Genomic DNA, 24,801 nt, shown 5'->3' on the forward strand with positions numbered 1-24,801 from the left:
GCTGTTGACCATCCTGAACGCGATGGTCAAGAGTTCGACGCCCTTCAGAAATCCAGCATCGGCCGCTTGACAACCAAGACAGTTGCTGGATTCCCGCCTCCGCGGGAATGACGGCCCGGACTGGCAGGATTGACGAGCCGCGGGAGCGCCGGCCTTGACGCCGGCGCTAACGTTTGCTTACGACCTTGTCCCCCTAACGCGACAGTTCCGTTGGCTTGACGCCCGCGTCAATCCACAATCGCGCGTTATGTCCCTCAAGCTGTTCCGGTCGACGGGCTTCCATTCCATCCTCACCCCGGGGGAGGCGCGCCTGGCGCTGCATCCGGGCTGGGCCGTGGCCGCCGTCGCGGGCTGGGTGGGCATCGCCTGCAATGCCTGGCTGTGGCAGGCGCTGGTCGGCATGGGGTCGCTGCTGCCGGCCATCGCGGCCAGCATCGGCATCGCCGGTGCCGTCGGTTTCTTCCTGAGCGTTTTCGGCTGGCGCCGCACCTTCAAGCCGGCCGCCACCTTCGCCCTGCTGGGCAGCGCCCTGCTGTCCGGCGGCGTGTGGACCCAGACGATCCCGCCCACTTCGCTGGTGGACGACGCCACCCGCATTTCCGCCCTGCTGCCCGCCTGGGCCTCGCTGTTCAGCTGGCAGGTCCCCATCCTGCTGGTACTGCTGGGTGGCCTGCCGGTGCTGTGGCTGTGGAACACGCAACTGCGCCGCCTGTCCGGCCCCGCCCAGCTGCGGTCCAACCTGGGCGGCATCTTCCTCTGGTTCTTCGTCGCCTCGGTCGGCTTCGCGCTGCTCGGCCGCCTGGCCGCCGCCTGATCAGAACAGCCGGCCCTGCCCGGCCGGCGACGGCGGGCGGAACAGGCTGGTGTCCATCTCCACCCGCTCCCGGTTGAACCCCAGCCGCGCCGCCGCCTTGCGAAAGCGCTGGCCGATCAGCTCCGCCCACGGGCCGCTGCCCTTCATGCGCGTGGCGAAGTCGGCGTCGTAGTCCTTGCCGCCCCGCATGTCCTGCACCCGGGCCATCACCCTCTCGGCCCGCTGCGGATAGTGCAGTTGCAGCCACTGCCGGAACAGCGGGCTCACCTCCCAGGGCAGGCGCAGCACGTGATAGAAGGCGCTGCGCGCGCCGGCGTCCCAGGCGGCTTCGAGCACCTGTTCCATGTCGTCGGTGAGGAATGGGATCTGCGGCGCCAGGCTCACGCCGCAGGGCACGCCGGCTTCGGCCAGGGTGCGCAGCAGGCGCAGCCGCCGGTGGGGCGCGGCGGCCCGCGGCTCCAGCTTGCGCGTGAGGTCGGCGTCCAGCGTGGTGATGGTGACGTAGACGGCCGCCAGCTTCCGGTGGGCCATGGGCGCGATCAGGTCCAGGTCGCGCTCGACCCCGGCGGACTTGGTCACCAGCGAGAAAGCGTGGTCGGTCTCGTGCAGCACCTCGATCACCGATCGCGTGAGCCGCAGCTCCCGCTCGACCGGCTGGTAGCAGTCGGTGGCCGTGCCGATGGCGATCATCTTGGGCTGGTAGTTCCGCCGGGAGATCTCGCGCCGCAGGACGTCGGCGACACCGCGCTTGGCGATGATGCGCGTCTCGAAATCCAGCCCCGGCGACAGGTTCAGGTAGCTGTGCGTCGGCCGCGCGTAGCAGTAGATGCAGCCGTGCTCGCAGCCGCGGTACGGGTTGAGCGATCGCTCGAAGTAGATGTCGGGCGAGTCCACGTCCCCGATCACGCTGCGCGGGGCCTCCCAGGTCACTTCGGTCCGGGGCGGCAGCGAGCCGTCTTCCGGTTCGACTTCCCAGCCGTCGTCGAAGGCTTCCCGGGCATCGCGCTCGAAGCGATGGGGATGGCGGGTGGCCGTGCCACGGCCCTTGATGGCCTCGACCGGGATCAGCGAAATGCTCATGGACTGTATTTTCATCCAGTATTGGCAGGCCGTGTAACCCTGCCGTGCATACCAACTTTTCAGAACTTACTGAAAGTTCATGCCGCCCACGGCACAATCTCGCCATGCCTTTGCAGGACCACCTCCCCCCGCTATCGCGCGAATTCGTCTCGCACTTCGGCGAGATGGGCAGCCGCTGGGGCATCAACCGCACCGTCGGCCAGATCTACGCGCTGATCTTCATCTCTCAGCGCGCGCTCAACGCCGACGAGATCGCCGAGGCGCTGGAGTTCTCGCGCTCCAACGTCAGCATGGGGCTGAAGGAGCTCCAGTCCTGGCGCCTGGTGCGCCTGAAGCACCTGCCCGGCGACCGGCGCGAGTACTTCGAGGCCCCGGGCGACGTGTGGGAAATCTTCCGCGTGCTGGCCGAGGAGCGCCGGCGCCGCGAGATCGAACCCACCCTCTCGATGCTGCGCATGGCGATGCTGCAGCAGCCGGTCAACGACGCCGACCGGCATGCACAGGAGCGCATGCGGCAGATGCACGACCTGATCGACCGGCTGATGACCTGGTTCGACGATGTGCAAAAGCTCGCGCCGGAGACGGCGATGCAACTCATGGGAATGGGCGCCACGGTGACCCGGGTGCTCGAGTTCAAGGACCGGATGACGGGCAAGGGCGCGTCACAAACGAAGAAAACGGAGTCATGACATGGACGCCCTCCTGCTCTCGCGCATCCAGTTCGCCGCCAACATCAGCTTCCACATCCTCTTTCCCACCATCAACATCGCACTGGGCTGGTTCCTGGTGTACTTCCGGCTGCGCGGCAACTTCGCGCGCGGCCACGAGGATGCGCGCTACTGGGAGGAGGCCTACTACCTCTGGACCAAGGTGTTCGCCCTGAGCTTCGCGCTGGGCGTGGTGTCGGGCATCACCATGAGCTTCCAGTTCGGCACCAACTGGCCGGGCTTCATGGAGAAGGCCGGCAACATCGCCGGGCCGCTGCTCGGCTACGAGGTGCTCACAGCCTTCTTCCTGGAGGCCACCTTCCTGGGGATCATGCTGTTCGGGCGGAGCCGCGTGTCCGACCGCACCCACCTGTTGGCTTCGCTCATGGTCGCGGCCGGCACCACGCTGTCGGCCTTCTGGATCCTGAGCCTGAACTCGTGGATGCAGACGCCCGTGGGCTACAAGATGATCGACGGCGTGATGCACGCGGACAGCTGGGCCCAGATCGTCTTCAACCCCTCGTTCCCCTACCGGCTCGCGCACAAGCTGCTGGCCTCGACGCTCACCGCGTCCTTCCTGATCGCGGGCCTGTCGGCCTACCAGTTCCTGACCAGGTCCAGCAACGGCGGCACGCTGCGGGCGATGCGCACCGCGGTCACGGTGGCGGCCTTCGCCGTGCCGCTGCAGATCGTCGCCGGCGACCTGCACGGGCTGAACACGCTGGAGCACCAGCCGGCCAAGATCGCCGCCGTCGAAGGCCTGTGGAAGACCGAGAAGCGCGCGCCGCTCACCCTCTTCGGCATCCCCAACGAAGCCGAGCGCCGCACCGACTACGCGATCAAGCTGCCCGGCTTCGCCAGCCTGATCCTGGCCCATGACATGGACGCGGAGCTCAAGGGGCTGGACCAGTTCGAGGGCGCGCATCCGCCGGTGGCGCCGGTGTTCTGGAGCTTCCGCGTGATGGTGGGCATGGGCGTGCTGATGCTGCTGGTGGCCTGGTGGGCGATGTGGACCCAGTGGCGCGGCCGCGCCTTCCAGGACCGGCAGCCGTTCACGGTGATGCAGCTGCGCGTGCTGGCCGGCATGACCTTCTCGGGCTGGGTCGCCACGCTCGCCGGCTGGTGGGTGACCGAGATCGGCCGCCAGCCCTTCATCGTCTACGGCGTGCTGCGCACCGCGGATATGGTGGCCGACCACCCGCCCGGGCTGGTGCTCACCACCCTGGTCGCCTACCTCGCGGTCTATGCCTTCCTGCTGGCCGCCTACGTGCTGGTGCTGATGTACATGAGCCGGCATCCCGCCATGCCCACGCCCGATGCGCCGCAGAGCCCCAAGCCCGGCATGCCGATCGGCGGACCGGCCTGAAGGAGGACCCCACCATGGAACTGAACTGGACCACCCTGCTGCCCCTGGTCTTCATGGCCGTGATGGGCCTGTCGCTGCTGGCCTACGTGGTGCTGGACGGCTACGACCTCGGCGTGGGCATCCTGCTGCCCTTCGCCACCGACGTCGAGAAGGACATCATGGTGTCCAGCATCGGCCCGTTCTGGGACGCCAACGAGACCTGGCTGGTGCTGGGCATCGGCGTGCTGCTGGTCGCCTTCCCGTTCGCCCACAGCCTGGTGCTCACCAACCTCTACCTGCCGGTGGCGGTGATGCTGATCGGGCTGATCCTGCGCGGCGTGTCGTTCGACTTCCGCGTCAAGGCGCGGGCGGCACGCAAGGGCATGTGGAACGCCCTCTTCTCGACGGGCTCGCTGATGGCGGCCATGGCCCAGGGCTGGATGCTGGGCGCCTACCTCACCAGCTTCGACCGCGGTCCCTGGTCGCTGGCGTTCGCCTTCGGCATCGCGGTGACGCTGCCCACGGCCTACGCGATGCTGGGGGCCGGCTGGCTGATCATGAAGACCTGGGACGAGCTGCAGGCCAAGGCCGTGGCCTGGGCCCGCAAGGTGCTGTGGCCGATGGGCGTGGCGCTGGCGGGCATCTCGATGGCCACGCCGCTGGTCAGCCGCACGGTGTTCGACAAGTGGTTCGCCATGCCGCAGCTGATCGGGCTGCTGCCCATCCCCGTGGCCTGCGCGGCGGCCTTCTACGCGGCCTGGCACGTGACCCGCCGCCCCAACGTGGTGGCGGCGGGCTACGGCTGGGTGGTGTTCGCCAGCACGGTGCTGCTGTTCGTGATGGCGTTCCTCGGGCTGGCCTACAGCATCTACCCGTTCATCGTGATCGACCGGATGACCGTGTGGCAGGCGGCCAGCGCCCACGAGTCGCTGGTGGTGATCTTCATCGGCGTGGCGATCACGCTGCCGGCGATCGTGGTCTACACGATCTTCATGTACCGGGTGTTCTGGGGGCGGGCGCGCGAGCTGAGTTACGCCGCGAAATGACGTCGTCCCCGCGCAGGCGGGGCGGAACGCACTGGATTCCCGCCTCCGCGGGAATGACGAGGCTTGTCAGATCGCCAGGCGAATCCTTGCGGCGTCGTACTCGCTCCTGAGCCGGGCCACGAAGGCGGCGACGTTGATGATCTCGTCCACCGCGCCTATGCCCTGGCCGCAGCCCCAGATGTCCTTCCAGGCCTTCTTGCTGTCGCCGCCGCCGAAGTTCATCTTGCTGGGGTCGCTCTCCGGCAGGTTGTCCGGGTCGAGCCCGGCGTTGCGGATGGAGGGCTTGAGGTAGTTGCCGTGCACGCCGGTGAACAGGTTCGAGTAGACGATGTCGTCGCTCGTGCTCTCGACGATGGCCTGCTTGTAGGCCTCGGACGCCCGGGCCTCGTGGGTGGCGATGAAGGCCGAGCCGATGTACGCGAAATCCGCGCCCATGGCCTGCGCCGCCAGCACCGCGCCGCCGTTGGCGATGGCACCGGACAGCGCCACCGGGCCGTCGAACCACTGGCGGATCTCCTGCACCAGCGCGAACGGGCTCTTGATGCCCGCATGGCCGCCGGCGCCCGCCGCCACGGCGATCAGGCCGTCGGCGCCCTTCTCGACCGCCTTGCGCGCGAAGGCGTTGTTGATGATGTCGTGCAGCACCACGCCGCCGTAGGAATGGATGGCGTCGTTGACGTCGGTGCGCGCGCCCAGCGAGGTGATGATCACCGGCACCTTGCGCTTGACCACCACCTCCATGTCGTGCTCGAGCCGGTCGTTGCTCTTGTGCACGATCTGGTTGATGGCGAACGGCGCCGCGGGCCGCTCGGGGTGCGCCCGGTCGTGCGCCGCCAGCGCCTCGGTGATCTCGTGCAGCCATTCATCCAGCTGCGACGCGGGCCGGGCGTTGAGCGCCGGCATCGAGCCGATGATGCCGGCCTTGCACTGCTCGATGACCAGCTTGGGGTTGCTGACGATGAACAGCGGCGAGCCGATCACCGGCAGCGCCAGGTTGCGCAGGGCGGGAGGCAGACGCGACATCAGAACGCCTCGAGCGCCAGGCCGGTCACGCTGTCCGCGCCTTCGACGATGCTGTCGCGCAGGCCGGGCACGCGCGACAGGATGTGGTCGGCATAGAAGCGCGCCGTCGTCACCTTGGCCTGCATGAAGGCCGTGTCCTCGCCCCGGCCGGCCAGCTCCTCGGCCGCCAGCAGCGATCGGGCCAGCTGCCAGCCCGCCACCAGGTTTCCCGCCAGCATCAGGTAGGGCACCGAGCCGGCGAAGGCCGCGTTCGGGCTGCCCTTGGCCTGGGCCGCGATGAAGTCCACCACGTCCAGGAAGCCCTTGCGCGCGGCGGTCAGCCGGCGCAGCACGGCACGCGCCGCGACGGTGTCGCGACGCGCCAGCTCGCCCTCGGTCTTCTCGATCTGCGCCGCGATGGCGCGGGCGGTCTGGCCGCCGTCGCGCGCGGTCTTGCGGCCGACCAGGTCGTTGGCCTGGATCGCGGTCGTGCCTTCGTAGATGGTGAGGATCTTGGCGTCGCGGTAGTACTGGGCCGCGCCGGTCTCCTCGATGAAGCCCATGCCGCCGTGCACCTGCACGCCCAACGAGGTGACCTCCAGGCTCATCTCGGTGGAGAAGCCCTTCACCAGCGGCACCATGAACTCATAGAAGGCCTGGTTCTGCTTGCGCACTTGCGCGTCGGGATGGTGGTGCGAGGCGTCGTACGCGGCCGCGGCCACGCTGGCCATCGCGCGGCAGCCCTCGGTGTAGGCGCGCATCGTCATCAGCATGCGCTTGACGTCCGGGTGGTGGATGATGGGCGCGCTGGTGTTCATCGAGCCGTCCACCGGCCGCGACTGGACGCGGTCCTTCGCGTACGCCACTGCCTTCTGGTAGGCGCGCTCTGCGATCGCGATGCCCTGCACGCCGACGGCGTAGCGGGCCGCGTTCATCATGATGAACATGTACTCCAGGCCGCGGTTCTCCTGGCCCACGATGTAGCCGACGGCGCCGCCGTGGTCGCCGTACTGCAGCACGGCGGTCGGCGAGGCCTTGATGCCCAGCTTGTGCTCGATGCTCACGCAGTGCACGTCGTTGCGCGCGCCCGGCGTGCCATCCTTGTCGACCATGAACTTGGGCACGACGAACAGGCTGATGCCCTTGACGCCCTCCGGCGCGCCCACCACCCGCGCCAGCACGAGGTGGACGATGTTGTCCGCCATGTCGTGCTCGCCATAGGTGATGAAGATCTTGGTGCCGAAGATCCTGTAGGTGCCGTCGGGCTGCGGCTCGGCGCGGGTGCGCACCTGCGCCAGGTCGCTGCCGGCCTGCGGCTCGGTCAGGTTCATGGTGCCGGTCCACTCGCCGCTCACCAGCCGCTCCAGGTAGGTGGCCTTGAGGTCGTCCGAGCCGGCGGTCAGCAGCGCCTCGATGGCGCCGTCGGTCAAGAGCGGGCACAGCGCGAAGCTGAGGTTGGCCGAGTTGAGCATCTCGCCGCAGGCGGCACCGATGGTCTTGGGCAGGCCCTGGCCGCCGAAACCGGCCGGGTGCTGCAGGCCCTGCCAGCCGCCCTCGCTGTACTGGCGGTACGCGTCCTTGAAGCCCGGCGTGGTGGCGACGTTGCCGTCCTTCCAGCTCGAGGGGTTCTGGTCGCCGGCCACGTTGAGCGGGGCCACCACTTCCTCGTTGAATTTCGCGCACTCGTGCAGCACGGCCTGCGCGGTCTCGAAGCCGGCTTCCTCGAAGCCGGGGATCTTCGCGATCTCGTCGATGCCCGCCAGGTGGCGGATGTCGAAGAGCATGTCCTTGACGGGGGCTCGGTAGGTCATTGCGTGAACTCCAGGGGCTAGGGACTAGGGGCTAGGGACTAGGGGGATCTGGCTGTTCCCTAGCCCCGAGCCCCCAGCCCCTAGTCCCTGCGAGTAAAAGCTCACAGAGCTTTGACGAGCTCCGGCACCGCCGTGAACAGGTCCGCTTCCAGGCCGTAGTCGGCCACGCTGAAGATCGGCGCCTCCGGGTCCTTGTTGATCGCGACGATCACCTTGGAGTCCTTCATGCCGGCCAGGTGCTGGATGGCGCCCGAGATGCCGCAGGCCACGTACAGCTGCGGCGCGACGATCTTGCCGGTCTGGCCCACCTGCCAGTCGTTGGGCGCGTAGCCCGCGTCCACCGCGGCGCGGCTGGCGCCCAGCGCGGCACCCAGCTTGTCGGCCAGGGGCGTCATCACCTCGTTGAACTTCTCGGCCGAGCCGAGCGCGCGGCCGCCGGAGACGATCACCTTGGCGGCGGTCAGCTCGGGGCGGTCGCTCTTGGCGATCTCCTGGCCGACGAAGCTGCTCTTGCCGCTGTCGCCCACGGCCGTGACGGTCTCCACCGCGGCGCTGCCGCCGGTGGCCGCAGCCGGATCGAACCCGGTGGTCCGCACCGTGATCACCTTCTTCTCGTCCTGGCTCTGCACGATGGAGATGGCGTTGCCGGCGTAGATCGGGCGCTCGAAGGTGTCGGGCGCGTCGACCTTGGTGATGTCGCTGATCTGGGCCACGTCCAGCTTGGCGGCCACGCGCGGGGCGATGTTCTTGCCGCTGGCGGTGGCCGGGAACAGGATGTGGCTGTAGTTGCCGGCCAGGGCCAGCACCTGCGCCGCCATGTTCTCGGCCAGGCCGTGGGCGAAGTGCTCGCCGTCGGCGTGCAGCACCTTGGCGACGCCGGCGATCTGCGCGGCGGCCTTGGCGGCTTCGGCCGCGTTGTGGCCGGCCACCAGCACGTGGACGTCGCCGCCGCAGGCCGCGGCCGCGGTGACGGTGTTGAGGGTGGCGCCCTTGATGTGCGCGTTGTCGTGTTCGGCAATGACGAGGCAGGCCATGTTCAGATCACCTTCGCTTCGGTCTTGAGTTTCTGCACCAGGGTCGCCACGTCGGGCACCTTCACGCCGGCGCTGCGCTTGGGCGGCTCGGTGACCTTCAGGGTCTTCAGGCGCGGCTTGGCGTCCACGCCGAGGTCGGCGGGCGTCACCGTCTCCAGCGGCTTCTTCTTGGCCTTCATGATGTTGGGCAGCGTCACGTAGCGCGGCTCGTTCAGGCGCAGGTCGGTGGTGACCACGGCCGGCAGCGAGATGGAGATGGTCTCCAGGCCGCCGTCGACTTCGCGCGTCACCTTGGCCTTGCCGTCCGCGATCTCGACCTTGGAGGCGAAGGTCGCCTGCGGCAGGTCGGCCAGCGCGGCCAGCATCTGGCCGGTCTGGTTGGCGTCGTCGTCGATCGCCTGCTTGCCCAGGATCACCAGGCCGGGCTGTTCCTTGTCGACCAGGGCCTTGAGCAGCTTGGCCACGGCCAGCGGCTGCAGTTCCTCATCCGTCAGGACCAGGATGGCGCGGTCGGCGCCGATGGCCATGGCGGTGCGCAGGGTCTCCTGGCACTGCTGGACCCCGCAGGAGACGGCGATGACCTCGGTGGCCACGCCCTTCTCTTTCAGGCGCACGGCCTCCTCGACAGCGATCTCGTCGAACGGATTCATGCTCATCTTCACGTTGGCGATGTCCACACCCGTGTTGTCCGACTTGACTCGGACTTTCACGTTGTAGTCCACCACCCGCTTGACCGGGACGAGAACCTTCATCAGGGAGCTCCTAGGCGAATTGACGTTTACGTAAAGTCGAAAATTCTATGCCGCGGCGCGGATTCGAACTCGACAAAAAAGAACGATCGTTCGATTTTGATTATAGGGACGGGCCGGGCCGTCGTTCTGGAGAGTCCCCTCGAGACTGTCGTCGCCACGACAGTGGCCTGCCGCGCGCACCGCTGACTCGGGGTAAGTCAGGACCGATGCGCTGACCCCCGGCCCTTACATTGGCCGCCAAGCCAATCGAAGGAGACTATCCCATGCCCCGCATCCTGTTCCCCGCCGCCGCCCTGGCCGCCGCCCTGGCTTGCGCTCCCGTGGCCGCGCAGACCGTGCTCACGCTCTCCAGCTGGGTGCCGCCCACGCACTCGCTGAGCATCGCGCAGAAGGAGTGGTGCGAACTGGTCGAGAAGAATGCGGCCGGCAAGATCCGCTGCAACGTGCTGCCGCGCGCGGTCGCCGCGCCCCCCGGCACGCTGGACGCGGTGCGCAACGGCCTGGCCGACGTGTCCTTCACCGTGCACGGCTACACGCCCGGCCGCTTCGTGCTGACCCAGATGGCCGAGTTCTCCTTCCTGGGCGATTCCGCCGAGCCGATCTCGGTGGCGTTCAACCGCGTGGCCTCCAGGCACCCCGAGTTCGCGGCCGAGCACCAGGGCATCAAGGTGCTGGCCTACTTCACCCACGGCCCCGGCATCGTGTTCAACACCAAGAAGCCGGTGACCAAGCTGGAAGACCTGCAGGGCCTGAAGTGGCGCGTGGGCGGCGGCATGGTCAACGAGATCTCCAAGTCGCTGGGCATGAACGTCACGCTCAAGCCCGCCCCCGAGTCCTACGAGCTGCTCACCGGCGGCGTGATGGACGGCACGCTGTTCCCGGCCGAGTCGATCGAGTCCTTCCGCATCGACAAGGTGATCAAGCACGCCACCACCTTCCCGGGCGGCCTGTACAACACCAGCTTCGTCTTCATGATGAACCAGGACAAGTACAACAAGCTCTCGGCCGACGAGAAGAAGGCGGTCGACTCCGCCTCCGGCGAGGTGGCCGCGCGCATCATGGGCCGCAACTGGGACAAGGTGGACCGCCGCGCCTTCGGCCTGATGCAGGCCAACAACGTGCAGGTGGTCAAGGCCGACGAGAAGTTCGTGGCCGACATCAAGTCCAAGACCTCGGCGCTGGAGCAGAAGTGGGCGCAGGACGCCCAGGCCAAGGGCCTGAAGGACGCCGCCAAGGTGCTGGCCGAGTTCCGCGCGGAGATCGCCAAGTCTTCCAAGTAAGCCGGGCGCCGCGGCACGGGAGCGGCACCTTGCACGAGGTGCCGCTTCGCTTTTTGAAGGGCCGTTGCCCGCCCGGCGCGTCCGCAGGACCCACCCCATGAAAAGAACCCTGGAGCTGCTGTGCGGACTGCTGTCCGGCGGCGCGCTGTTCGCCATCATGGCCCTCACGTTCTTCGACGTCCTGGGCCGCAAGTTCCTCTCCAACTCCATCACGGGCTCGCTGGAGCTCACCGAGCTGCTGATGGTGGTGGTGATCTTCGGCGCGCTGCCGCTGGTGTCCGAACGGGGTGAACACGTGGAATTCGACTCGCTCGATCCCTACCTGCCGCACTGGGTTCGCCGCGCGCAGGCCTACGTGGTGCACCTCCTGTGCGGCGCCGTGCTGCTGGCGCTGGCCTGGCTGATGTGGCGCACCGCCGGCGAGTTCCTGGCGACGGGCGAGACCACCGCGCAGTTGCTGATCCTCAAGGCGCCCTTCCTCTACGGCATGGCCGTCCTGTGCGCCGCCACCGGCGTGGTGCACCTGATGATGATGGGCAAGGTGCCCGTCGAGCGGGCCGAAGGCGAAGGGGTCGCGCTGTGACGGCGGCCCTGCTCGGCTTTGCGGCCATCTTCGCGCTCGCCCTGATGCGGGTGCCACTGGCCTTCGCCATGGGCCTGGTGGGCTTCGTCGGCATCGGCCTCACCCGGGGCTGGAACCCGGCGCTGGCCAGCTCGGCCCAGGTGGTCTACGAAACCGGCTTCGCCTACACGCTGTCGGTGATCCCGCTGTTCATCCTGATGGGCAACTTCGTCGCCCGCGCCGGCCTGGCGCACGAGCTGTTCCAGGCCGCCTACGCCTTCATCGGCCACGTGCGCGGCGGCCTGGCGCACGCGACCGTCGCGGCCTGCGCCGGCTTCGGCGCGATCTGCGGCTCGTCCATCGCCACCGCGGCCACCATGAGCCGCGTCGCCTACCCGTCCATGCGCAAGCTGGGCTACAGCGACGAGCTGTCCACCGGCGTCATGGCCGCGGGCGGCACGCTGGGCATCATGATCCCGCCGTCGACCATCATGGTCATCTACGGGATCATCACGCAGACCAACATCGGCAAGCTGTTCGCCGCCGGCGTCCTGCCCGGGCTGATCACGGCGCTGGGGTTGATGGCGGCGATCGCCATCATCACCTCCCGCGACCCCGAGCACGCGCCCCCGGGCGAACGCGCCAGCTGGCCGGAGCGCTGGCGCGCGCTGCGCGGCATCTGGGGCGTGGCCGTGCTGGTGATCGTGGTGCTGGGCGGCATCTACGGCGGCTTCTTCACCGCCACCGAAGGCGCGGGCTTCGGCGCTTTCGGCGCCTTCCTGTTCGCGCTGTTCCGCGGGCGGCTGACGCCGGCGGTGCTGTTCCAGGTTTTGGTCGAATCGGCGCGCACCACGGCGATGCTGTTCACGCTGCTGATCGCCGCCACCATCTTCGCCAACTTCGTCAACTTCACCACCCTGCCGGGCGACCTGAAGGACTGGATCACGCAGATGGGCCTGTCGCCCACCATGGTGGTGGTGGCGATGATGGCGATCTACGTGCTGCTGGGCACGGTGATGGAGGAGCTGACGATGGTGCTGCTGACCATCCCGCTGTTCTTCCCCATCGTCACCGGCCTGGGCTTCGACCCGGTGTGGTTCGGCGTGCTGATCGTGATGATCGTGCAGATCGGCCTGATCTCGCCGCCGGTGGGCATGAACCTCTTCGTGCTGAACTCGCTGCTGCCCTCGGTGGGCCTGGGCCACATCTTCCGCGGCTGCTGGCCCTTCGTGCTGGTGATGATCGCGGTGCTGGGCGTGCTGATCGCTTTCCCGCAGATCAGTCTGTGGCTGCCTTCGCTGGTGGCATAGCCGGCGGCAGGTGCACCACGCGCTGCGGGTAGGGGATGTCGATGCCCGCCCGCCGCAGCGATTGCAGCAGCGTGAGGTTCACTTCGGACCGCACGTTGGCCTGCGCGCCGGGGTTGCCGATCCAGTACTGCACGTGGAACTCCAGCCCATCGGCGCCGAACTTCACCAGCCGCGCCACCGGCTCCGGATCCTTCAGCACGCCCTGGGCGCCCGCCGCGGCCGCGACCAGCAGGCGCTGCACTTGGTCCGCATCGCTGTCGTAGCCCACCGCGACCTCGGTGGTGAGCAGCATCTTCGGATCCACGAGCGAGAGGTTCTCGATGCGCTCGGTGATCAGCTTCTCGTTCGGCACGATGGACTCGCGGCCGTTGTTGGAGCGGATCAGCGTGTAGCGGGTCTTGATGTCGACCACCGTGCCTTCGAACGCGTCCACCTTCACCACGTCGCCGATGCGCAGGCTGCGCTCGAACAGGATGACGAAGCCGCTCACGTAATTGGACGCCAGCTTCTGCAGGCCGAAGCCGATGCCCACGCCCAGCGCGCCGCCGAGCACCGACAGCGCGGTGAGGTCCACGCCCACCGCCGACAGCGCGAACAGGAAGCCCACCACCAGCAGCGCGGCACGGATCACGTTGGCCGCCACCTTGCGCAGCGACAGGTCGTGCACCGTCTGTCTCAGCACCTGCCGCTCCAGCACCGCCGAGATCCACAGCGCCGCCACCAGCACCAGGCCGGCCGACAGCGTGCCTTCCACGATGGTCAGCAGGCTGACGCGCGTCTTGCCCATCGCAAACCGGATGCCGTCCATCTCCGAGCGCACCGCCGGCAGCACGCCCACCACCCACAGCGCCGTGGCGATCCAGGCGACCCAGGAGAACGAGCGCTCGACCAGGCGGGCCAGCCCCGAGGTCGGGAAGGCCACGGTGAGCACCCGCGCGATGAAGCGGATGCCCGCCAGCGCGATCAGCACCGGCACGGCCAGCCGCAGCAGCGCCACCGTCTGCCAGCTCTGCACCAGCTTCATCGCGGCGTAGGTGAAGCCCAGCGCCACCAGCGGGAACAGCAGGCCGTCGACGACGATCCGGCCGAACCAGACCGAATCGGACGACTTGCGCCGGCCGGCCGCCCAGCACGCGCCGAAGGCCAGCAGCAGGCAGCCCAGCAGGATGCCGATTTCCGCAGGCATCCCCGGATGGCCCAGCTCGTGGACCAGTTTTTCTAAAGGACTCATGGTTGTTTTCGTCATTCCCGCGAAGGCGGGAATCCAGGAATGCCGATCTGCGCGACAACCGGGAAGCACTGGATCCCCGCCTCCGCGGGGATGACGGGGTCGCGGTGCGCAGTGCGCTGAATCAGTTCCATCTCGGCTTGCGCTTCTCCGCGAACGCCGTCACGCCCTCCTGGGCGCAGCCGTCCATCATGTTCACCGCCATGGTCTGCGAGGCCAGTTGGTAGGCCGCCTCGACGCCCAGCTCGCGCTGGCGGTAGAACAGGTCCTTGCCCATGGCCAGCGCCTGGCGCGGCTTGGCCAGGATGCTGGCCACCAGGGACTCGATCTCCTCGTCCAGCCGCTCGGGCGGCGCGACGCGGTTGACCAGGCCGCGCTCGCGGGCCTGCTGGGCGTCGATGAAGTCGCCCGTCACCAGCATCTCCATCGCCTGCTTGGGCGCGATGTTGCGCAGCAGGGGCACGCTGGGCGTGGCGCAGAACAGGCCGAAGTTGACGCCGCTCACCGCGAACTTCGCCTCGGTGGAGGCCACCGCCAGGTCGCACTGGGCCACCAGCTGGCAGCCGGCCGCGGTGGCGATGCCGTGCACGCGGGCGATCACCGGCACCGGCAGCTTCTGGATCGCCAGCATCATGCGGCTGCACTGCGCGAACAGGTGCTGGTAGTAGGCCAGCTCGGGCCGGGCGATCATCTCCTTGAGGTTGTGGCCGGGGCAGAAGGCCTTGCCGGCCGCGGCCAGCACCACCACGCGGGCCGACGCATCGTCGGCCACCCGGTCCAGCGCCGATTGCAGCGCGCCCAGCATCTCCTCGCTCAAGGCGTTGAAGCTGGCGGGCCGGTTCATCGTCAGCGTCACCACGCCGCGCGCATCGCGGGCGTGGACCACGGGTTCGGTCGATTCGCTCAATGCGGTCTCCTCTGTCGCCTTGTCTTCTCTCACAGGTCGGCCAGCACCCGCACGTGCGCCTCGACGCTGCGACCCAGGGCGTCCAGGTTGTAGCCGCCTTCCAGGCTGGACACGATGCGGCCCCGCGCGTGCCGGCGCGCCACGTCCTTGATGCGCCCGGTGATCCAGGCGTAGTCCTGCTCGGTCAGGCCCAGCTGGCCCAGGTCGTCGTCGCGGTGGGCGTCGAAGCCGGCGCTGATGAAGAGCATCTCCGGCCGGAAGGCCTCCAGCCGCGGCATCCAGTACGTCTCGATCAGCTCGCGGATCTCCATGCCGCGCGTGTACGCCGGCACCGGCAGGTTGAGCATGTTGTCGCCCGCCGGCGCATCGCCCGAGTACGGATAGAACGGGTGCTGGAAGAAGCCGACCATCAGCACGCGCGGATCGCCGGCCAGGATGTCCTCGGTGCCGTTGCCGTGGTGCACGTCGAAGTCGACGATGGCCACGCGCTTCAAGCCATGGCGCGCCAGCGCGTAGCGCGCGGCCACCGCGACGTTGTTGAAGAAGCAGAAGCCCATGGCCCGCCCGCGGCAGGCGTGGTGGCCGGGCGGCCGCACGGCGCAGAAGGCGTTCTCGATCTCGCCGGCCATCACGGCATCGGTGGCCGCCAGCGCGGCGCCGGCGGCATGCAGCGCGGCGTCCCAGGTGTACGGGTTGATGGCGGTGTCGGGGTCGATGGCGGCGTAGGGCGAGCCGCCCGCGGCGATCTGCTCCTCGAGCGATTCGCGCAGCCCGCGCAGGGCGGCCACGTGCATGCGGTCGTGCGCGAGTTCCAGGTCGGCCAGGGAGGCTTGCGGCGCCTCGCGCCGGTCCAGCGCGTCGGCCACGCCGGTGACCAGCAGGCGATCGTCGATGGCGTCCAGGCGCTCCGGGCATTCCGGGTGGCCCGGGCCCATCTCGTGCTTGCGGCACGACGGATGGCTGAAATACCCGGTCTTGTTCGCACTCATGGATCGGGGCACACGGAAATTCGGATAACGTCAGGCCCGTGATGGAAGCACAACAAAAGCTCAAGACGCTGCTGGACCAGCTTAACACGGTGATCGTCGGCAAGGCCGACCAGGTGCGCGACTGCGTGGCCTGCCTGCTGGCCGGCGGCCACCTGCTGATCGAGGACGTTCCCGGGGTCGGAAAGACCACCCTGGCGCACGCGCTGGCCCGCGCCTTCGGCCTGCACTTTTCCCGCGTGCAGTTCACCTCCGACCTGATGCCCAGCGACCTCTCGGGCGTGTCGATCTACGAGCGCGGCAAGGAGGCCTTCGTCTTCCACCCCGGCCCCATCTTCGCGCAGGTGCTGCTGGCCGACGAGATCAACCGCGCCAGCCCCAAGACGCAGAGCGCCCTGCTGGAGGCCATGGAGGAAAAGCAGGTCACCATCGAAGGCGAGACCCGCGCCCTGCCCGCGCCCTTCTTCGTCATCGCCACCCAGAACCCGCACGACCAGCTGGGCACCTTCGCCCTGCCCGAGTCGCAGCTCGACCGCTTCCTGATGCGCATCTCGCTGGGCTACCCGGACCGCTCGGCCGAACGCCAGCTGCTGCTGGGCGCCGACCGGCGCGACATGGTGGTGGGCATGAGCAGTTCGCTGACGCCGATCGACCTGGACTGGCTGCAGCGCCAGGTGCTGGCGGTGCACACGGCCGACCCGCTGCTCAACTACGTGCAGGACCTGATCGCCGCGACGCGGTCGGGCCGCTGGTTCCTGCAGGGCCTGTCGCCGCGCGCCGGCATCGCGCTGGTGCGCGCGGCCAAGGCGCAGGCGCTCCTCAGCGGGCGTGACTACGTGGCGCCCGACGACGTGCAGGCCATCCTGCCGCAGACCATCGCGCACCGCCTGGTGCCGGTGGGCGACGCCGGCCGCGGGCCGGTCGAGCAGGTGCGGGCCATGATGGACGCCGTGCCGCTGCCGTAGATGGCCCACCCCCGAAGCGCCGTCGGCGCCTCACCCTCGAGCGGGCGCCCACCGTGGTCCGGCGAAGCCGAAGGGCCGGCCCGCGCATGGAACCCCGCGGCCCTCGCCCGCCGGCAGTTCCGCGCGTGGTGGCAGTCCCGCCTGCCGCTGTCGGACACGCTGGCCCTGACGCAGCGCAACGTCTACATCCTGCCCACCCGCCCCGGGCTGATGCTCGCCACCACGCTGCTGGTGCTGCTGGTGGCCTCGATCAACTACCAGCTGAACCTGGGCTACCTGCTCACCTTCCTGCTGGCCGGCAGCGCCGTGGCCGGCATGCACGTCTGCCATGCCACGCTGCGCGGCCTGCGGCTGACGCTCACCCCGCCCGAGCCGGTGTTCGCCGGCAGCAATGCGCCGCTGCGCATCGTCCTCACCAACGAGCGCAAGGCGCCGCGCTACGGCATCGGCCTGGCGGTGCTGGACGACAGCCGCGAGGACCGCTGGGCCTGGACCGACGTGCCCGGCCTGGGCAGCGCCAACGTCTCGGTCGCCTTCCAGCCGCAGCGGCGCGGCCTGCACCGGGTGCCGGCGCTGACGGCCGAGACGCGTTTTCCGCTGGGCACCTTCCGGGTCTGGACCGTGTGGCGGCCGGCCGCGCAGGTGCTGGTCTACCCCGCCCCCGAAGCGCTGCCGCCGCCGCTGCCGGAGGGCGAGCCGCGTTCAGGCGGCGCCGGCAGCGCTCGCATGCAGGCCAGCGGCGAGTTCGACGGCGTTCGCGCCTACCGCCGGGGCGACCCGATGAAGCTGGTGGTGTGGAAGAAGGCCGCCAAGGCCGACGAGCTGGTCAGCCGTGACACCCAGCAGGCGCAGCGGCGCGAACTCTGGCTCGATTTCACCCTGGCCGGCGCCAGCGACACCGAGGCCCGCCTGGCCCGCCTGGCCGCCTGGGTGCTGCAGGCCGACAAGCTGGGCGTGGACTACGGCCTGCGCCTGCCCGGCCAGCAGGTCGCGCCCGACTCGGGCGAGGCGCATCGCCGCCGCTGCCTGGAGGCGCTGGCGCTGTGCTGACCGCCCGGCTGCATTCGCTGCCGCGCGACGCGCGCGACACGCTGTTCCTGCTGGGCGTCATCGCCTGGGTGCTGCTGCCGATGGTGGGCCGGGTGCCGTGGTGGTGCGCGGCGATGACCGCCGCCATCCTGGTCTGGCGCGGCGTGCTGGCGGTGCGCGCCGCCCCGCTGCCGGGCACGGCCTGGGTGCTGGGCCTGCTGGCACTGGCCATCGCGGCCACGCTGCTGAGCCACCGGACCCTTCTGGGGCGCGACGCCGGCGTGACGCTGATCGTGGTGCTGCTGGCGCTCAAGACGCTGGAGCTGCGGGCGCGGCGCGACGCCTTCGTCGTGTTCTTCCTCGGCTTCTTCACCATGCTCACCAACTTCTTCTTCTCGCAGTCGCTGCTGACGGCGGGGGCGATGCTGGTGGGCCTGCTGGGGCTGCTGACGGCCCTGGTCAACGCCCACATGCCGGTGGGCCGCCCGCCGCTGGCGCATGCGGCGCGCACCGCGGCCACGATGGCGCTGCTGGGCGCGCCGGTGATGGTGGTGCTGTTCATGCTGTTCCCGCGCCTGGCGCCGCTGTGGGGCCTGCCGGCCGACAGCATCGCGGGCCGCACCGGCCTGTCGTCCACCATGCAGGTGGGCAACGTGGCGCAGCTCGCGCTGGAGGAAGGCATCGCCATGCGGGTGAAGTTCGAGGGCGCCCCGCCGCCCGCCGGGCTTTACTTCCGCGGGCCGGTGCTCTCCACCTTCGACGGGCGCGAGTGGCGTCCGCTGCTCGCGCGCCTGACGCCGTACACCGCCACCCTGCTGCCGCCGCAGGCGGTCGAAGGCCTGGGCGCGCCGGTGCGCTACACGGTCACGCTGGAGCCGAACAACCGGCCCTGGCTGCCGGTCCTGGACGCCACGCCCAAGGCGCCGCTAGCGCAGGGCCACACCGTCATCGGCGGCGGCGAGCTGCAGTGGGTGTCCACCCGGCCGGTCACCGACCTGCTGCGCTATTCGGCCGAGAGCTTCGTCGACTACCGCGCCGGCGCGCAGGCGCGCTCGGCGACCGCGCTGCAGCCGCAGTACCGGGAGCTCCCCGCGGGCTACAACCCGCGCACGCTGCAGCTGGCCACCGACCTGATGGCCCGGGTGCCCGGCGGCGCGGCCAACAAGCCGGGGCTGGTGCAGGCCGCACTGGAGCAGCTTCGCACTGGCGGCTACGTCTACACCCTCGATCCCGGCCTGTATGGCGAGCACACGGCCGACGAGTTCTGGTTCGACCGCAAGCAGGGCTTTTGCGAGCACATCGCGTCGGCCTTCGTGGTGCTGATGCGCGGCATGGACATCCCGGCGCGCATCGTCACCGGCTACCAGGGCGGCGAGCGCAACCCGGTGGACGGCTACTGGGTGCTGCGCCACAGCGACGCCCACGCCTGGGCCGAGGTCTGGCTGGCCGGCCGCGGCTGGGTGCGGGTCGATCCCACGGGCATGGTGGCACCCGGCCGCATCGGCTCGCTGCAGCGCCTGCGTCCGCCGCCCAGCGCCTTCGCCAGTGCCCTGGGGACCGTCAGCCCCGGCCTGCTGGTCAACTTCCGCCAGGCCTGGGAGGCGGTCAACAACCGCTGGAACCAATGGGTGCTGAACTACACCCAGAGCAAGCAGCTGGACCTGCTGCGCGCCCTGGGCTTCAGCTCGCCCAACTGGCAGGACCTGAGCTACGTGCTGATCGGCATCGTGGTGGTGGCCGCGCTCGGCGGCGCGGCCTGGGCGCGCTGGGAGCGCAGCCGCCAGGACCCCTGGCTGCGCCTGCTGGCGCGGGTGCGGCAGCGGCTGGCGCAGGCCGGCGTGCCGCTTTCGCCCAGCAGCGGGCCGCGCCAGATGGCCGACGCCGTCACCAAGCGTTTCGGCGACGAAGGTCGTCCGCTGGCAGACTGGCTGCTCCGGCTGGAGGCCCAGCGCTACGCGCGCCAGGCCCAGGCCCCCCTCCCCGCCCTCCAGCGGGAACTGAACCGACTCCCCTGGCCCGCTTTCCGATGATCCGCGCCCTTTCCCTGGCCGCCGCCCTGGCGGCCGTCGCCGTTGCCGCCGCCGCTGGCCCCTCCAAACCCTCCCCGCCCCGCAAGACCAAGGTCGCCGCACCGGCGCGCCAGGGCACGCCCTATGCCGGCCGCGAGGACGCCATGGCCTTCGCCCAGGAGGTGGCCGAGCGCCAGGGCCTGGACCCGGCCTGGACCCAGTCGGCGCTGCGCGAGGCGCGCATGCTGCCGGTGGTGGTGCGGCTGATGCAGCCGGCGCCCACCGGCACGCCCAAGAACTGGGCGGTCTACCGCAGCCGCTTCATCGACCCGATCCGCATCCAGGCCGGCGTGCGCTTCTGGCAGGAGAACCGGGCCGCGCTGGAGCGGGCCGAGCAGGACTTCGGCGTGCCGCCGGAGATGGTGGTCGGCATCATCGGCGTGGAGACCATCTACGGGCAGCAGATGGGCACCTTCCGCGTGCTCGACGCGCTGGCCACGCTGTCCTTCGATTTCCCGCAGGCGCACCCGCGCGCAGCCGAGCGCACGAAATTCTTCCGCAACGAGCTGGAGCAGTTCCTGGCCCTGCAGCACCAGATGGGCGTGGACCCGGCGCGGCCGCTGGGCAGCTACGCCGGCGCCATGGGCATGCCGCAGTTCATGCCGGGCAGCTGGTCGCGCTGGGCGATCGACTTCGACGGCGACGGCCGCATCGACCTGTGGCGCAGCCCGACCGACGCCATCGGCTCGGTGGCCAACTACTTCAAGTCGTTCGGCTGGCAGCCGGGCATGCCCACGCACTACCCGGTGGCTTTCGACGAGGAGCGGCTGGACAAGGAGGCGCTGCTGGCGCCCGACATCCTGCCCACCTTCAGCGTGCCCAGCTTCCTGGCCAAGGGCGCCGTGCTCGACGACGCGGCGGTGCAGCACACGGGGCCGCTGGCGCTGGTCGAGCTGCAGAACGGGGCCGAGGCGCCCAGCTACGTGGCCGGCACCGAGAACTTCTACGTGATCACCCGCTACAACTGGTCGAGCTACTACGCCATGGCCGTCATCGAGCTGGGCCGCGAGGTGAAGGAAGCCATGGCGCGGGGCGGCTCGTGAACCTCACCCTGGGCAGCTGGCAGCGGCTGTGGGGCGAGCTGGGTGCCGCCACGGCCAGTGGCGGCCTGATGAACCAGCTGGTGGCCGCCTGGGGCGAGCCGCAGCGGCACTACCACACGCTGCAGCACCTGCGCGAATGCCTGGCGCATTTCGAGGCCGCCTCGATGCTGGCGCGCCGGCCGGCCGAAGTGGAGCTGGCGATCTGGTTCCACGACGCGGTGTACGACCCGCGGCGCGAAGACAACGAGCAGCGCAGCGCCGACTGGGCGCGCGACAGCGTGCTGGCGGCCGGCTGCGATGCGCAGGTGGCCGACCGCGTGCATGCGCTGGTGCTGGCGACCCGCGGGCATGTCGCCGAGGGCGACGACCCGGACACCCGCCTGCTGCTGGACATCGACCTGGCCATCCTGGGCGCCGCGCCGGCGCGCTTCGACGACTACGAGCGGCAGGTGCGGCGGGAGTATGCGCACGTGGACGACGCGCAGTGGGGTGCGGGGCGGGCGCGGGTGCTGCGCGGGTTCCTTGGACGGCCGCGGATCTTCGCGACGGATGCCTTCCGGGATGCGCTGGAGGCGCGGGCTCGGGACAACCTGGCGCGGTCGCTGGCAGCGCTGGGATAAATCGAACGCGTTGGGCTAAAAACTGCGTCGTCCCCGCGGAGGCGGGGACCCAGTGCTTTCCGATTTCGTCCCGTTGTCGAAGGCGCAAGCCCTGGATTCCCGCCTTCGAGGGAATGACGGATTTTTTTCGTTCGATCTAGCGGTACTTCGCCGCCGTGATGAACTCGTTGAACGTCTCGCACCACACCAGCACGGTGTCGTACTTCTCCAGGTCCACCCCCGCCGGCAGCGGCACGATGAAGTTGCGGAAGGTCTTCACGTCCCCCACCCGCAGCATCTGCGCCTTCAGCGCCTGCACTTGCGCCTCGTCCTCGACGAAGCGCGGCGAGAGGTACAGCTTGTAGTCGGGCCCCGGCGCGATCTCGCCCAGCAGCGCCACCGACTCCGGCCCCACGGTCACCTGGCCCTCGCCCCAGTGCAGCGCGTCGCTGCCCTTGAGCTCGCGGCGGAACTGCGCCGTGTGGCGGGCCTGTGAGCCCTGTGCCCGGACCTGCGCGGCGGTGGGCGCCTGCGGCGCGATGAGCAGCGGCAAGGTGTAGACACCGGCGGCGAAGCCCAGCAGCGCCACCAGGGCGTGCGAGGCCAGCAGGAGGATCGTCTTTCGCAGCTTCATGGGTCGGCCCCGATCGGAAGAAGTGGTGACGATGGGTCGGCGCCGGGCGCCGGACCTTACACCTCCCCCGTGACCACCAGGCCCGGCTGCCCGACCCTGGCGGCGCTGCCGCCAGAACCGTCAGAGCTTGGCGGGCACCAGGAAGTCGCGGCTGATGCGCGAGCCCAGTTCGTTGACCCGGTCGAGGAACTGGGTGAGGAAGGCGTGCAGGCCGGTGGACAGGATCTCGTCGATGCTGCCGTACTGCAGCTCGGCGCGCAGCTTGCCGGCGCGCCGCTGCGTCTCGGACGACTGGTCGTTGGCGACCATGCCCAGGTTGGACACCACCTCGTTCAGGCTGGCGTGCAGCGAGCGCGGCATGTCGGGGCGCAGGATCAGCAGGTCGGCCACGCGCTCGGGCTTGATCACGTCGCGGTACACCTTGCGGTAGATCTCGAAGCCGGACACGCTGCGCAGGATGGCGCTCCAGTGGTAGAAGTCGTACTCCTGGTCCTGCTCGGTGGCGGCGCCGAAGAAGTCGCTCTGCACCGCGTGGAACTTCACGTCGACCAGGCGCGCGGTGTTGTCGGCGCGCTCCAGGAAGGTGCCCAGGCGCATGAAGTGCAGCGCCTCGTCCATCAGCATGGTCCCCACCGTCACGCCGCGCGAGAGGTGCGAGCGGAACTTCACCCACTCGAAGAACTGGCCGGGATCGCGCTCGAACTCGCCGATGCGCAGCATGCGGTTGACCTCCAGCCAGGTCTGGTTCTGCGTCTCCCAGGCTTCGGTGGTCAGCGAGCCGCGCACGGCGCGCGCGTTCTCGCGGGCCGCGCGCAGGCAGGACAGGATGGACGAGGGGTTGGTCTCGTCCTTGACCATGAACTCCATGACGCGCGAAGCCTCGATCTCGCCGTGCCGGGCGGTGTACGAGGGCACCAGCTCGCTGATCGACAGCAGGCCCTGCCAGCCCACCTGGGCGACGGCGGCCGACTGCGGCAGCAGCGAGGTCTGGTAGTTCACGTCCAGCATGCGGGCCGTGTTCTCGGCCCGCTCGGTGTAGCGGGCCATCCAGAAGAGGTGGTCGGCGGTTCTCGACAGCATGGTCAGATCTCCAGCACCCAGGTGTCCTTGGTGCCGCCACCCTGGGACGAGTTGACCACCAGCGATCCTTCCTTGAGCGCCACCCGCGTCAGCCCGCCGGGCACCAGCTGCACCTGCTTGCCCGAGAGCACGAAGGGCCGCAGGTCGATGTGGCGCGGCGCGATGCCGCTCTCCACGAAGGTGGGGCAGGACGACAGGCTCAGCGTGGGCTGGGCGATGTAGCCGGCGGGATTGGCCACCAGCGCCTGGCGGAAGTCCTCGATCTCCTGCCTGGTCGACGCCGGCCCGACCAGCATGCCGTAGCCGCCCGCGCCGTGCACCTCCTTGACCACCAGGTCCTGCAGGTTGGCCAGCACGAACTTCAGGTCCTCCGGCTTGCGGCACATGTAGGTGGGCACGTTGGACAGGATCGGCTTCTCGCCCAGGTAGAACTCGATCATTTTGGGCACGTAGGGGTAGATCGACTTGTCGTCCGCCACCCCCGCGCCGATGGCATTGCAGATGGTGACGTTGCCCGCGCTGTAGGCGTCCACCAGTCCCGGGCAGCCCAGGGTGGAGTTGGGGCGGAACACCTGCGGGTCGAGGAAGTCGTCGTCCACGCGCCGGTAGATCACGTCCACCCGGCGCGGCCCGCGCGTGGTGCGCATGTAGACGTAGCGGTCCTTGACGAACAGGTCCTGCCCCTCGACCAGCTCCACGCCCATCTGCTGCGCGAGGAAGGCGTGCTCGAAGTAGGCGCTGTTGTACATGCCGGGCGTGAGCACCACCACGGTGGGATCGGGCGCGCCGGGCTGGGCCGAGGCGCGCAACGTCTCCAGCAGCAGGTCGGGGTAGTGGGCGACGGGCGCCACCCGGTACTGGCTGAACAGGTCGGGGAAGAGCCGCATCATCATCTTGCGGTCCTCCAGCATGTAGCTCACGCCGCTGGGCACGCGCAGGTTGTCCTCCAGCACGTAGTACTCGCCCTCGCCCTGCGCGTTGGGCGCGCGCACGATGTCGACGCCGGCGATGTGCGAATAGACGTGGTGCGGCGTGTACACGCCCCGCATCTCCTTGCGGTACTGGGCGTTGTTCAGCACCTGGTCGGCCGGGATCACGCCGGCCTTCAGGATCTCCTGGTCGTGGTAGACGTCGTGCAGGAAGCGGTTGAGGGCGGTGACGCGCTGGATCAGGCCCTTTTCCATCTCGGCCCACTCGCGCGCCGGGATGATGCGGGGGATCAGGTCGAAGGGGATCAGGCGTTCGGTGCCGGCGCCGTCCTCGTCCTTGGCGCCGTACACGGCGAAGGTGATGCCCACGCGGCGGAAGATCATCTCCGCCTCCTCGCGCCGCGCCGCCATCGCGGCCCCGGGCTGGCGCGACAGCCAGCTGGCGTAGCGCTCGTAATGGTCCCGCACACCTTGCGCCTGGGACTGGCTCATGCCGCCCATCGTCTGGGACTGGAACTGCAGCGACCCCGAATCGGGCAGCTGCCGGAACATCTCGTCGAATCTGTGCATGCGGCCTTCTCCGTCGGAC

The 24,801-nt window shown here is 69.4% G+C and carries 23 protein-coding genes; 12 read left to right on the plus strand and 11 right to left on the minus strand.

Annotation, left to right across the window (positions count from 1 at the left end):
- The first annotated feature begins 247 nt into the window (after positions 1-247).
- Positions 248-814 carry a hypothetical protein gene (locus ASG30_RS08210; RefSeq protein ID WP_055894848.1) on the plus strand — a complete coding sequence of 189 codons (567 nt, stop codon included), beginning with the start codon at positions 248-250 and terminating at the stop codon, positions 812-814.
- On the opposite strand, the gene ASG30_RS08215 is transcribed toward ASG30_RS08210, so the two are convergent.
- The gene (locus tag ASG30_RS08215) at positions 815-1,894 is read right to left on the minus strand and encodes a PA0069 family radical SAM protein (RefSeq protein ID WP_055894850.1); all 1,080 of its coding nucleotides are present in this window, start codon (positions 1,892-1,894) and stop codon (positions 815-817) included. It abuts the gene before it with no gap.
- A gap of 104 nt (positions 1,895-1,998) precedes the next feature.
- On the opposite strand from ASG30_RS08215, the gene ASG30_RS08220 reads away from it, so the two are divergent.
- From ASG30_RS08220 to ASG30_RS08230, 3 genes are read left to right on the plus strand one after another with little or no spacing between them, the layout of a single operon-like run.
- A complete protein-coding gene (locus ASG30_RS08220) occupies positions 1,999-2,583 on the plus strand; it encodes a GbsR/MarR family transcriptional regulator (protein ID WP_055894852.1) in 585 nt (194 codons plus the stop codon).
- Position 2,584: 1 nt separating this feature from the next.
- Positions 2,585-3,967 carry a cytochrome ubiquinol oxidase subunit I gene (locus ASG30_RS08225; protein ID WP_055894853.1) on the plus strand — a complete coding sequence of 461 codons (1,383 nt, stop codon included), beginning with the start codon at positions 2,585-2,587 and terminating at the stop codon, positions 3,965-3,967.
- A 14-nt stretch (positions 3,968-3,981) separates the two neighbouring features.
- Complete coding sequence (locus ASG30_RS08230) at positions 3,982-4,992, plus strand: cytochrome d ubiquinol oxidase subunit II (RefSeq protein WP_055894855.1); 1,011 nt, start codon at positions 3,982-3,984, stop codon at positions 4,990-4,992.
- Positions 4,993-5,058: 66 nt separating this feature from the next.
- Here ASG30_RS08230 and ASG30_RS08235 read toward each other — a convergent pair whose 3' ends face one another.
- From ASG30_RS08235 to ASG30_RS08250, 4 genes are all read right to left on the minus strand, one after another.
- The gene (locus ASG30_RS08235; RefSeq protein WP_055894857.1) at positions 5,059-6,015 is read right to left on the minus strand and encodes an NAD(P)H-dependent flavin oxidoreductase; all 957 of its coding nucleotides are present in this window, start codon (positions 6,013-6,015) and stop codon (positions 5,059-5,061) included.
- Positions 6,015-7,805: an acyl-CoA dehydrogenase gene (locus tag ASG30_RS08240; protein WP_055894858.1), complete on the minus strand. Its 1,791-nt coding sequence runs from the start codon at positions 7,803-7,805 to the stop codon at positions 6,015-6,017. The genes ASG30_RS08235 and ASG30_RS08240 overlap by 1 nt, the downstream gene beginning before the upstream one ends.
- A 101-nt stretch (positions 7,806-7,906) precedes the next feature.
- Positions 7,907-8,839, minus strand: coding sequence for an electron transfer flavoprotein subunit alpha/FixB family protein (locus ASG30_RS08245; protein WP_055894860.1), 933 nt, complete (start codon positions 8,837-8,839; stop codon positions 7,907-7,909).
- Between the two features lie 2 nt (positions 8,840-8,841).
- On the minus strand, positions 8,842-9,591 hold the full coding sequence (locus ASG30_RS08250) for an electron transfer flavoprotein subunit beta/FixA family protein (RefSeq protein ID WP_055894862.1): 750 nt from the start codon (positions 9,589-9,591) through the stop codon (positions 8,842-8,844).
- 263 nt (positions 9,592-9,854) lie between these two features.
- Between ASG30_RS08250 and ASG30_RS08255 the strand changes: the two genes are divergently transcribed.
- The 3 genes from ASG30_RS08255 to ASG30_RS08265 all read left to right on the plus strand — a co-directional run bounded on the left by ASG30_RS08255 (position 9,855) and on the right by ASG30_RS08265 (position 12,743).
- Entirely contained in the window at positions 9,855-10,871 is a 1,017-nt protein-coding gene (locus ASG30_RS08255) for a TRAP transporter substrate-binding protein (RefSeq protein WP_055894863.1), read from the plus strand.
- Between the two features lie 97 nt (positions 10,872-10,968).
- Positions 10,969-11,454 (plus strand): TRAP transporter small permease, encoded by a 486-nt coding sequence (locus tag ASG30_RS08260; RefSeq protein WP_055894865.1) that lies wholly within the window; start codon positions 10,969-10,971, stop codon positions 11,452-11,454.
- On the plus strand, positions 11,451-12,743 hold the full coding sequence (locus tag ASG30_RS08265) for a TRAP transporter large permease (protein ID WP_082521965.1): 1,293 nt from the start codon (positions 11,451-11,453) through the stop codon (positions 12,741-12,743). Before ASG30_RS08260 ends, ASG30_RS08265 begins: the two co-directional genes overlap by 4 nt.
- Here ASG30_RS08265 and ASG30_RS08270 read toward each other — a convergent pair.
- The 3 genes from ASG30_RS08270 to ASG30_RS08280 form a co-directional block, all read right to left on the minus strand.
- Positions 12,712-13,974: a mechanosensitive ion channel family protein gene (locus tag ASG30_RS08270; protein ID WP_055894867.1), complete on the minus strand. Its 1,263-nt coding sequence runs from the start codon at positions 13,972-13,974 to the stop codon at positions 12,712-12,714. The genes ASG30_RS08265 and ASG30_RS08270 overlap by 32 nt on opposite strands.
- 121 nt (positions 13,975-14,095) lie before the next feature.
- Positions 14,096-14,878: an enoyl-CoA hydratase gene (locus tag ASG30_RS08275; protein ID WP_055894869.1), complete on the minus strand. Its 783-nt coding sequence runs from the start codon at positions 14,876-14,878 to the stop codon at positions 14,096-14,098.
- A 29-nt stretch (positions 14,879-14,907) separates the two neighbouring features.
- Positions 14,908-15,867 (minus strand): histone deacetylase family protein, encoded by a 960-nt coding sequence (locus tag ASG30_RS08280; RefSeq protein WP_055894871.1) that lies wholly within the window; start codon positions 15,865-15,867, stop codon positions 14,908-14,910.
- Between the two features lie 41 nt (positions 15,868-15,908).
- Here ASG30_RS08280 and ASG30_RS08285 point away from each other — a divergent pair, with 41 nt between their 5' ends.
- From ASG30_RS08285 to ASG30_RS08305, 5 genes are read left to right on the plus strand one after another with little or no spacing between them, the layout of a single operon-like run.
- Positions 15,909-16,829 carry an AAA family ATPase gene (locus ASG30_RS08285; protein ID WP_055894872.1) on the plus strand — a complete coding sequence of 307 codons (921 nt, stop codon included), beginning with the start codon at positions 15,909-15,911 and terminating at the stop codon, positions 16,827-16,829.
- A complete protein-coding gene (locus tag ASG30_RS08290) occupies positions 16,830-17,879 on the plus strand; it encodes a DUF58 domain-containing protein (RefSeq protein ID WP_082521966.1) in 1,050 nt (349 codons plus the stop codon). It begins immediately after the preceding gene.
- Positions 17,876-19,888, plus strand: coding sequence for a transglutaminase family protein (locus tag ASG30_RS08295; protein ID WP_055895818.1), 2,013 nt, complete (start codon positions 17,876-17,878; stop codon positions 19,886-19,888). The genes ASG30_RS08290 and ASG30_RS08295 overlap by 4 nt, the downstream gene beginning before the upstream one ends.
- Positions 19,885-20,970: a lytic murein transglycosylase B gene (gene mltB / locus ASG30_RS08300; protein ID WP_055894874.1), complete on the plus strand. Its 1,086-nt coding sequence runs from the start codon at positions 19,885-19,887 to the stop codon at positions 20,968-20,970. Before ASG30_RS08295 ends, mltB begins: the two co-directional genes overlap by 4 nt.
- On the plus strand, positions 20,967-21,590 hold the full coding sequence (locus tag ASG30_RS08305; protein ID WP_055894876.1) for an HD domain-containing protein: 624 nt from the start codon (positions 20,967-20,969) through the stop codon (positions 21,588-21,590). Before mltB ends, ASG30_RS08305 begins: the two co-directional genes overlap by 4 nt.
- Before the next feature lie 136 nt (positions 21,591-21,726).
- On the opposite strand, the gene ASG30_RS08310 is transcribed toward ASG30_RS08305, so the two are convergent.
- The 3 genes from ASG30_RS08310 to ASG30_RS08320 all read right to left on the minus strand — a co-directional run bounded on the left by ASG30_RS08310 (position 21,727) and on the right by ASG30_RS08320 (position 24,782).
- A complete protein-coding gene (locus tag ASG30_RS08310; protein WP_055894878.1) occupies positions 21,727-22,203 on the minus strand; it encodes a DM13 domain-containing protein in 477 nt (158 codons plus the stop codon).
- A 120-nt stretch (positions 22,204-22,323) separates the two neighbouring features.
- On the minus strand, positions 22,324-23,283 hold the full coding sequence (locus tag ASG30_RS08315; RefSeq protein ID WP_055894879.1) for an alpha-E domain-containing protein: 960 nt from the start codon (positions 23,281-23,283) through the stop codon (positions 22,324-22,326).
- 2 nt (positions 23,284-23,285) lie between these two features.
- Entirely contained in the window at positions 23,286-24,782 is a 1,497-nt protein-coding gene (locus tag ASG30_RS08320) for a circularly permuted type 2 ATP-grasp protein (RefSeq protein WP_082521967.1), read from the minus strand.
- Between the last annotated feature and the right edge of the window lie 19 nt (positions 24,783-24,801).

This window comes from Ramlibacter sp. Leaf400 (assembly GCF_001424545.1).
Lineage (GTDB): Bacteria > Pseudomonadota > Gammaproteobacteria > Burkholderiales > Burkholderiaceae_C > Ramlibacter.

Bases quoted from the DNA above. Each gene is read 5' to 3' on its own strand.
- ASG30_RS08260 (WP_055894865.1), top strand. From the start codon at position 10,969: ATGAAAAGAACCCTGGAGCTGCTGTGCGGACTGCTGTCCGGCGGCGCG.
- ASG30_RS08320 (WP_082521967.1), bottom strand. From the start codon at position 24,782: ATGCACAGATTCGACGAGATGTTCCGGCAGCTGCCCGATTCGGGGTCG.
- ASG30_RS08245 (WP_055894860.1), bottom strand. From the start codon at position 8,839: ATGGCCTGCCTCGTCATTGCCGAACACGACAACGCGCACATCAAGGGC.
- ASG30_RS08210 (WP_055894848.1), top strand. From the start codon at position 248: ATGTCCCTCAAGCTGTTCCGGTCGACGGGCTTCCATTCCATCCTCACC.
- ASG30_RS08230 (WP_055894855.1), top strand. From the start codon at position 3,982: ATGGAACTGAACTGGACCACCCTGCTGCCCCTGGTCTTCATGGCCGTG.
- ASG30_RS08310 (WP_055894878.1), bottom strand. From the start codon at position 22,203: ATGAAGCTGCGAAAGACGATCCTCCTGCTGGCCTCGCACGCCCTGGTG.
- ASG30_RS08285 (WP_055894872.1), top strand. From the start codon at position 15,909: ATGGAAGCACAACAAAAGCTCAAGACGCTGCTGGACCAGCTTAACACG.
- ASG30_RS08235 (WP_055894857.1), bottom strand. From the start codon at position 6,015: ATGTCGCGTCTGCCTCCCGCCCTGCGCAACCTGGCGCTGCCGGTGATC.
- ASG30_RS08290 (WP_082521966.1), top strand. From the start codon at position 16,830: ATGGCCCACCCCCGAAGCGCCGTCGGCGCCTCACCCTCGAGCGGGCGC.
- ASG30_RS08250 (WP_055894862.1), bottom strand. From the start codon at position 9,591: ATGAAGGTTCTCGTCCCGGTCAAGCGGGTGGTGGACTACAACGTGAAA.
- ASG30_RS08240 (WP_055894858.1), bottom strand. From the start codon at position 7,805: ATGACCTACCGAGCCCCCGTCAAGGACATGCTCTTCGACATCCGCCAC.
- ASG30_RS08270 (WP_055894867.1), bottom strand. From the start codon at position 13,974: ATGAGTCCTTTAGAAAAACTGGTCCACGAGCTGGGCCATCCGGGGATG.
- ASG30_RS08215 (WP_055894850.1), bottom strand. From the start codon at position 1,894: ATGAGCATTTCGCTGATCCCGGTCGAGGCCATCAAGGGCCGTGGCACG.
- mltB (WP_055894874.1), top strand. From the start codon at position 19,885: ATGATCCGCGCCCTTTCCCTGGCCGCCGCCCTGGCGGCCGTCGCCGTT.
- ASG30_RS08225 (WP_055894853.1), top strand. From the start codon at position 2,585: ATGGACGCCCTCCTGCTCTCGCGCATCCAGTTCGCCGCCAACATCAGC.
- ASG30_RS08220 (WP_055894852.1), top strand. From the start codon at position 1,999: ATGCCTTTGCAGGACCACCTCCCCCCGCTATCGCGCGAATTCGTCTCG.
- ASG30_RS08280 (WP_055894871.1), bottom strand. From the start codon at position 15,867: ATGAGTGCGAACAAGACCGGGTATTTCAGCCATCCGTCGTGCCGCAAG.
- ASG30_RS08315 (WP_055894879.1), bottom strand. From the start codon at position 23,283: ATGCTGTCGAGAACCGCCGACCACCTCTTCTGGATGGCCCGCTACACC.
- ASG30_RS08255 (WP_055894863.1), top strand. From the start codon at position 9,855: ATGCCCCGCATCCTGTTCCCCGCCGCCGCCCTGGCCGCCGCCCTGGCT.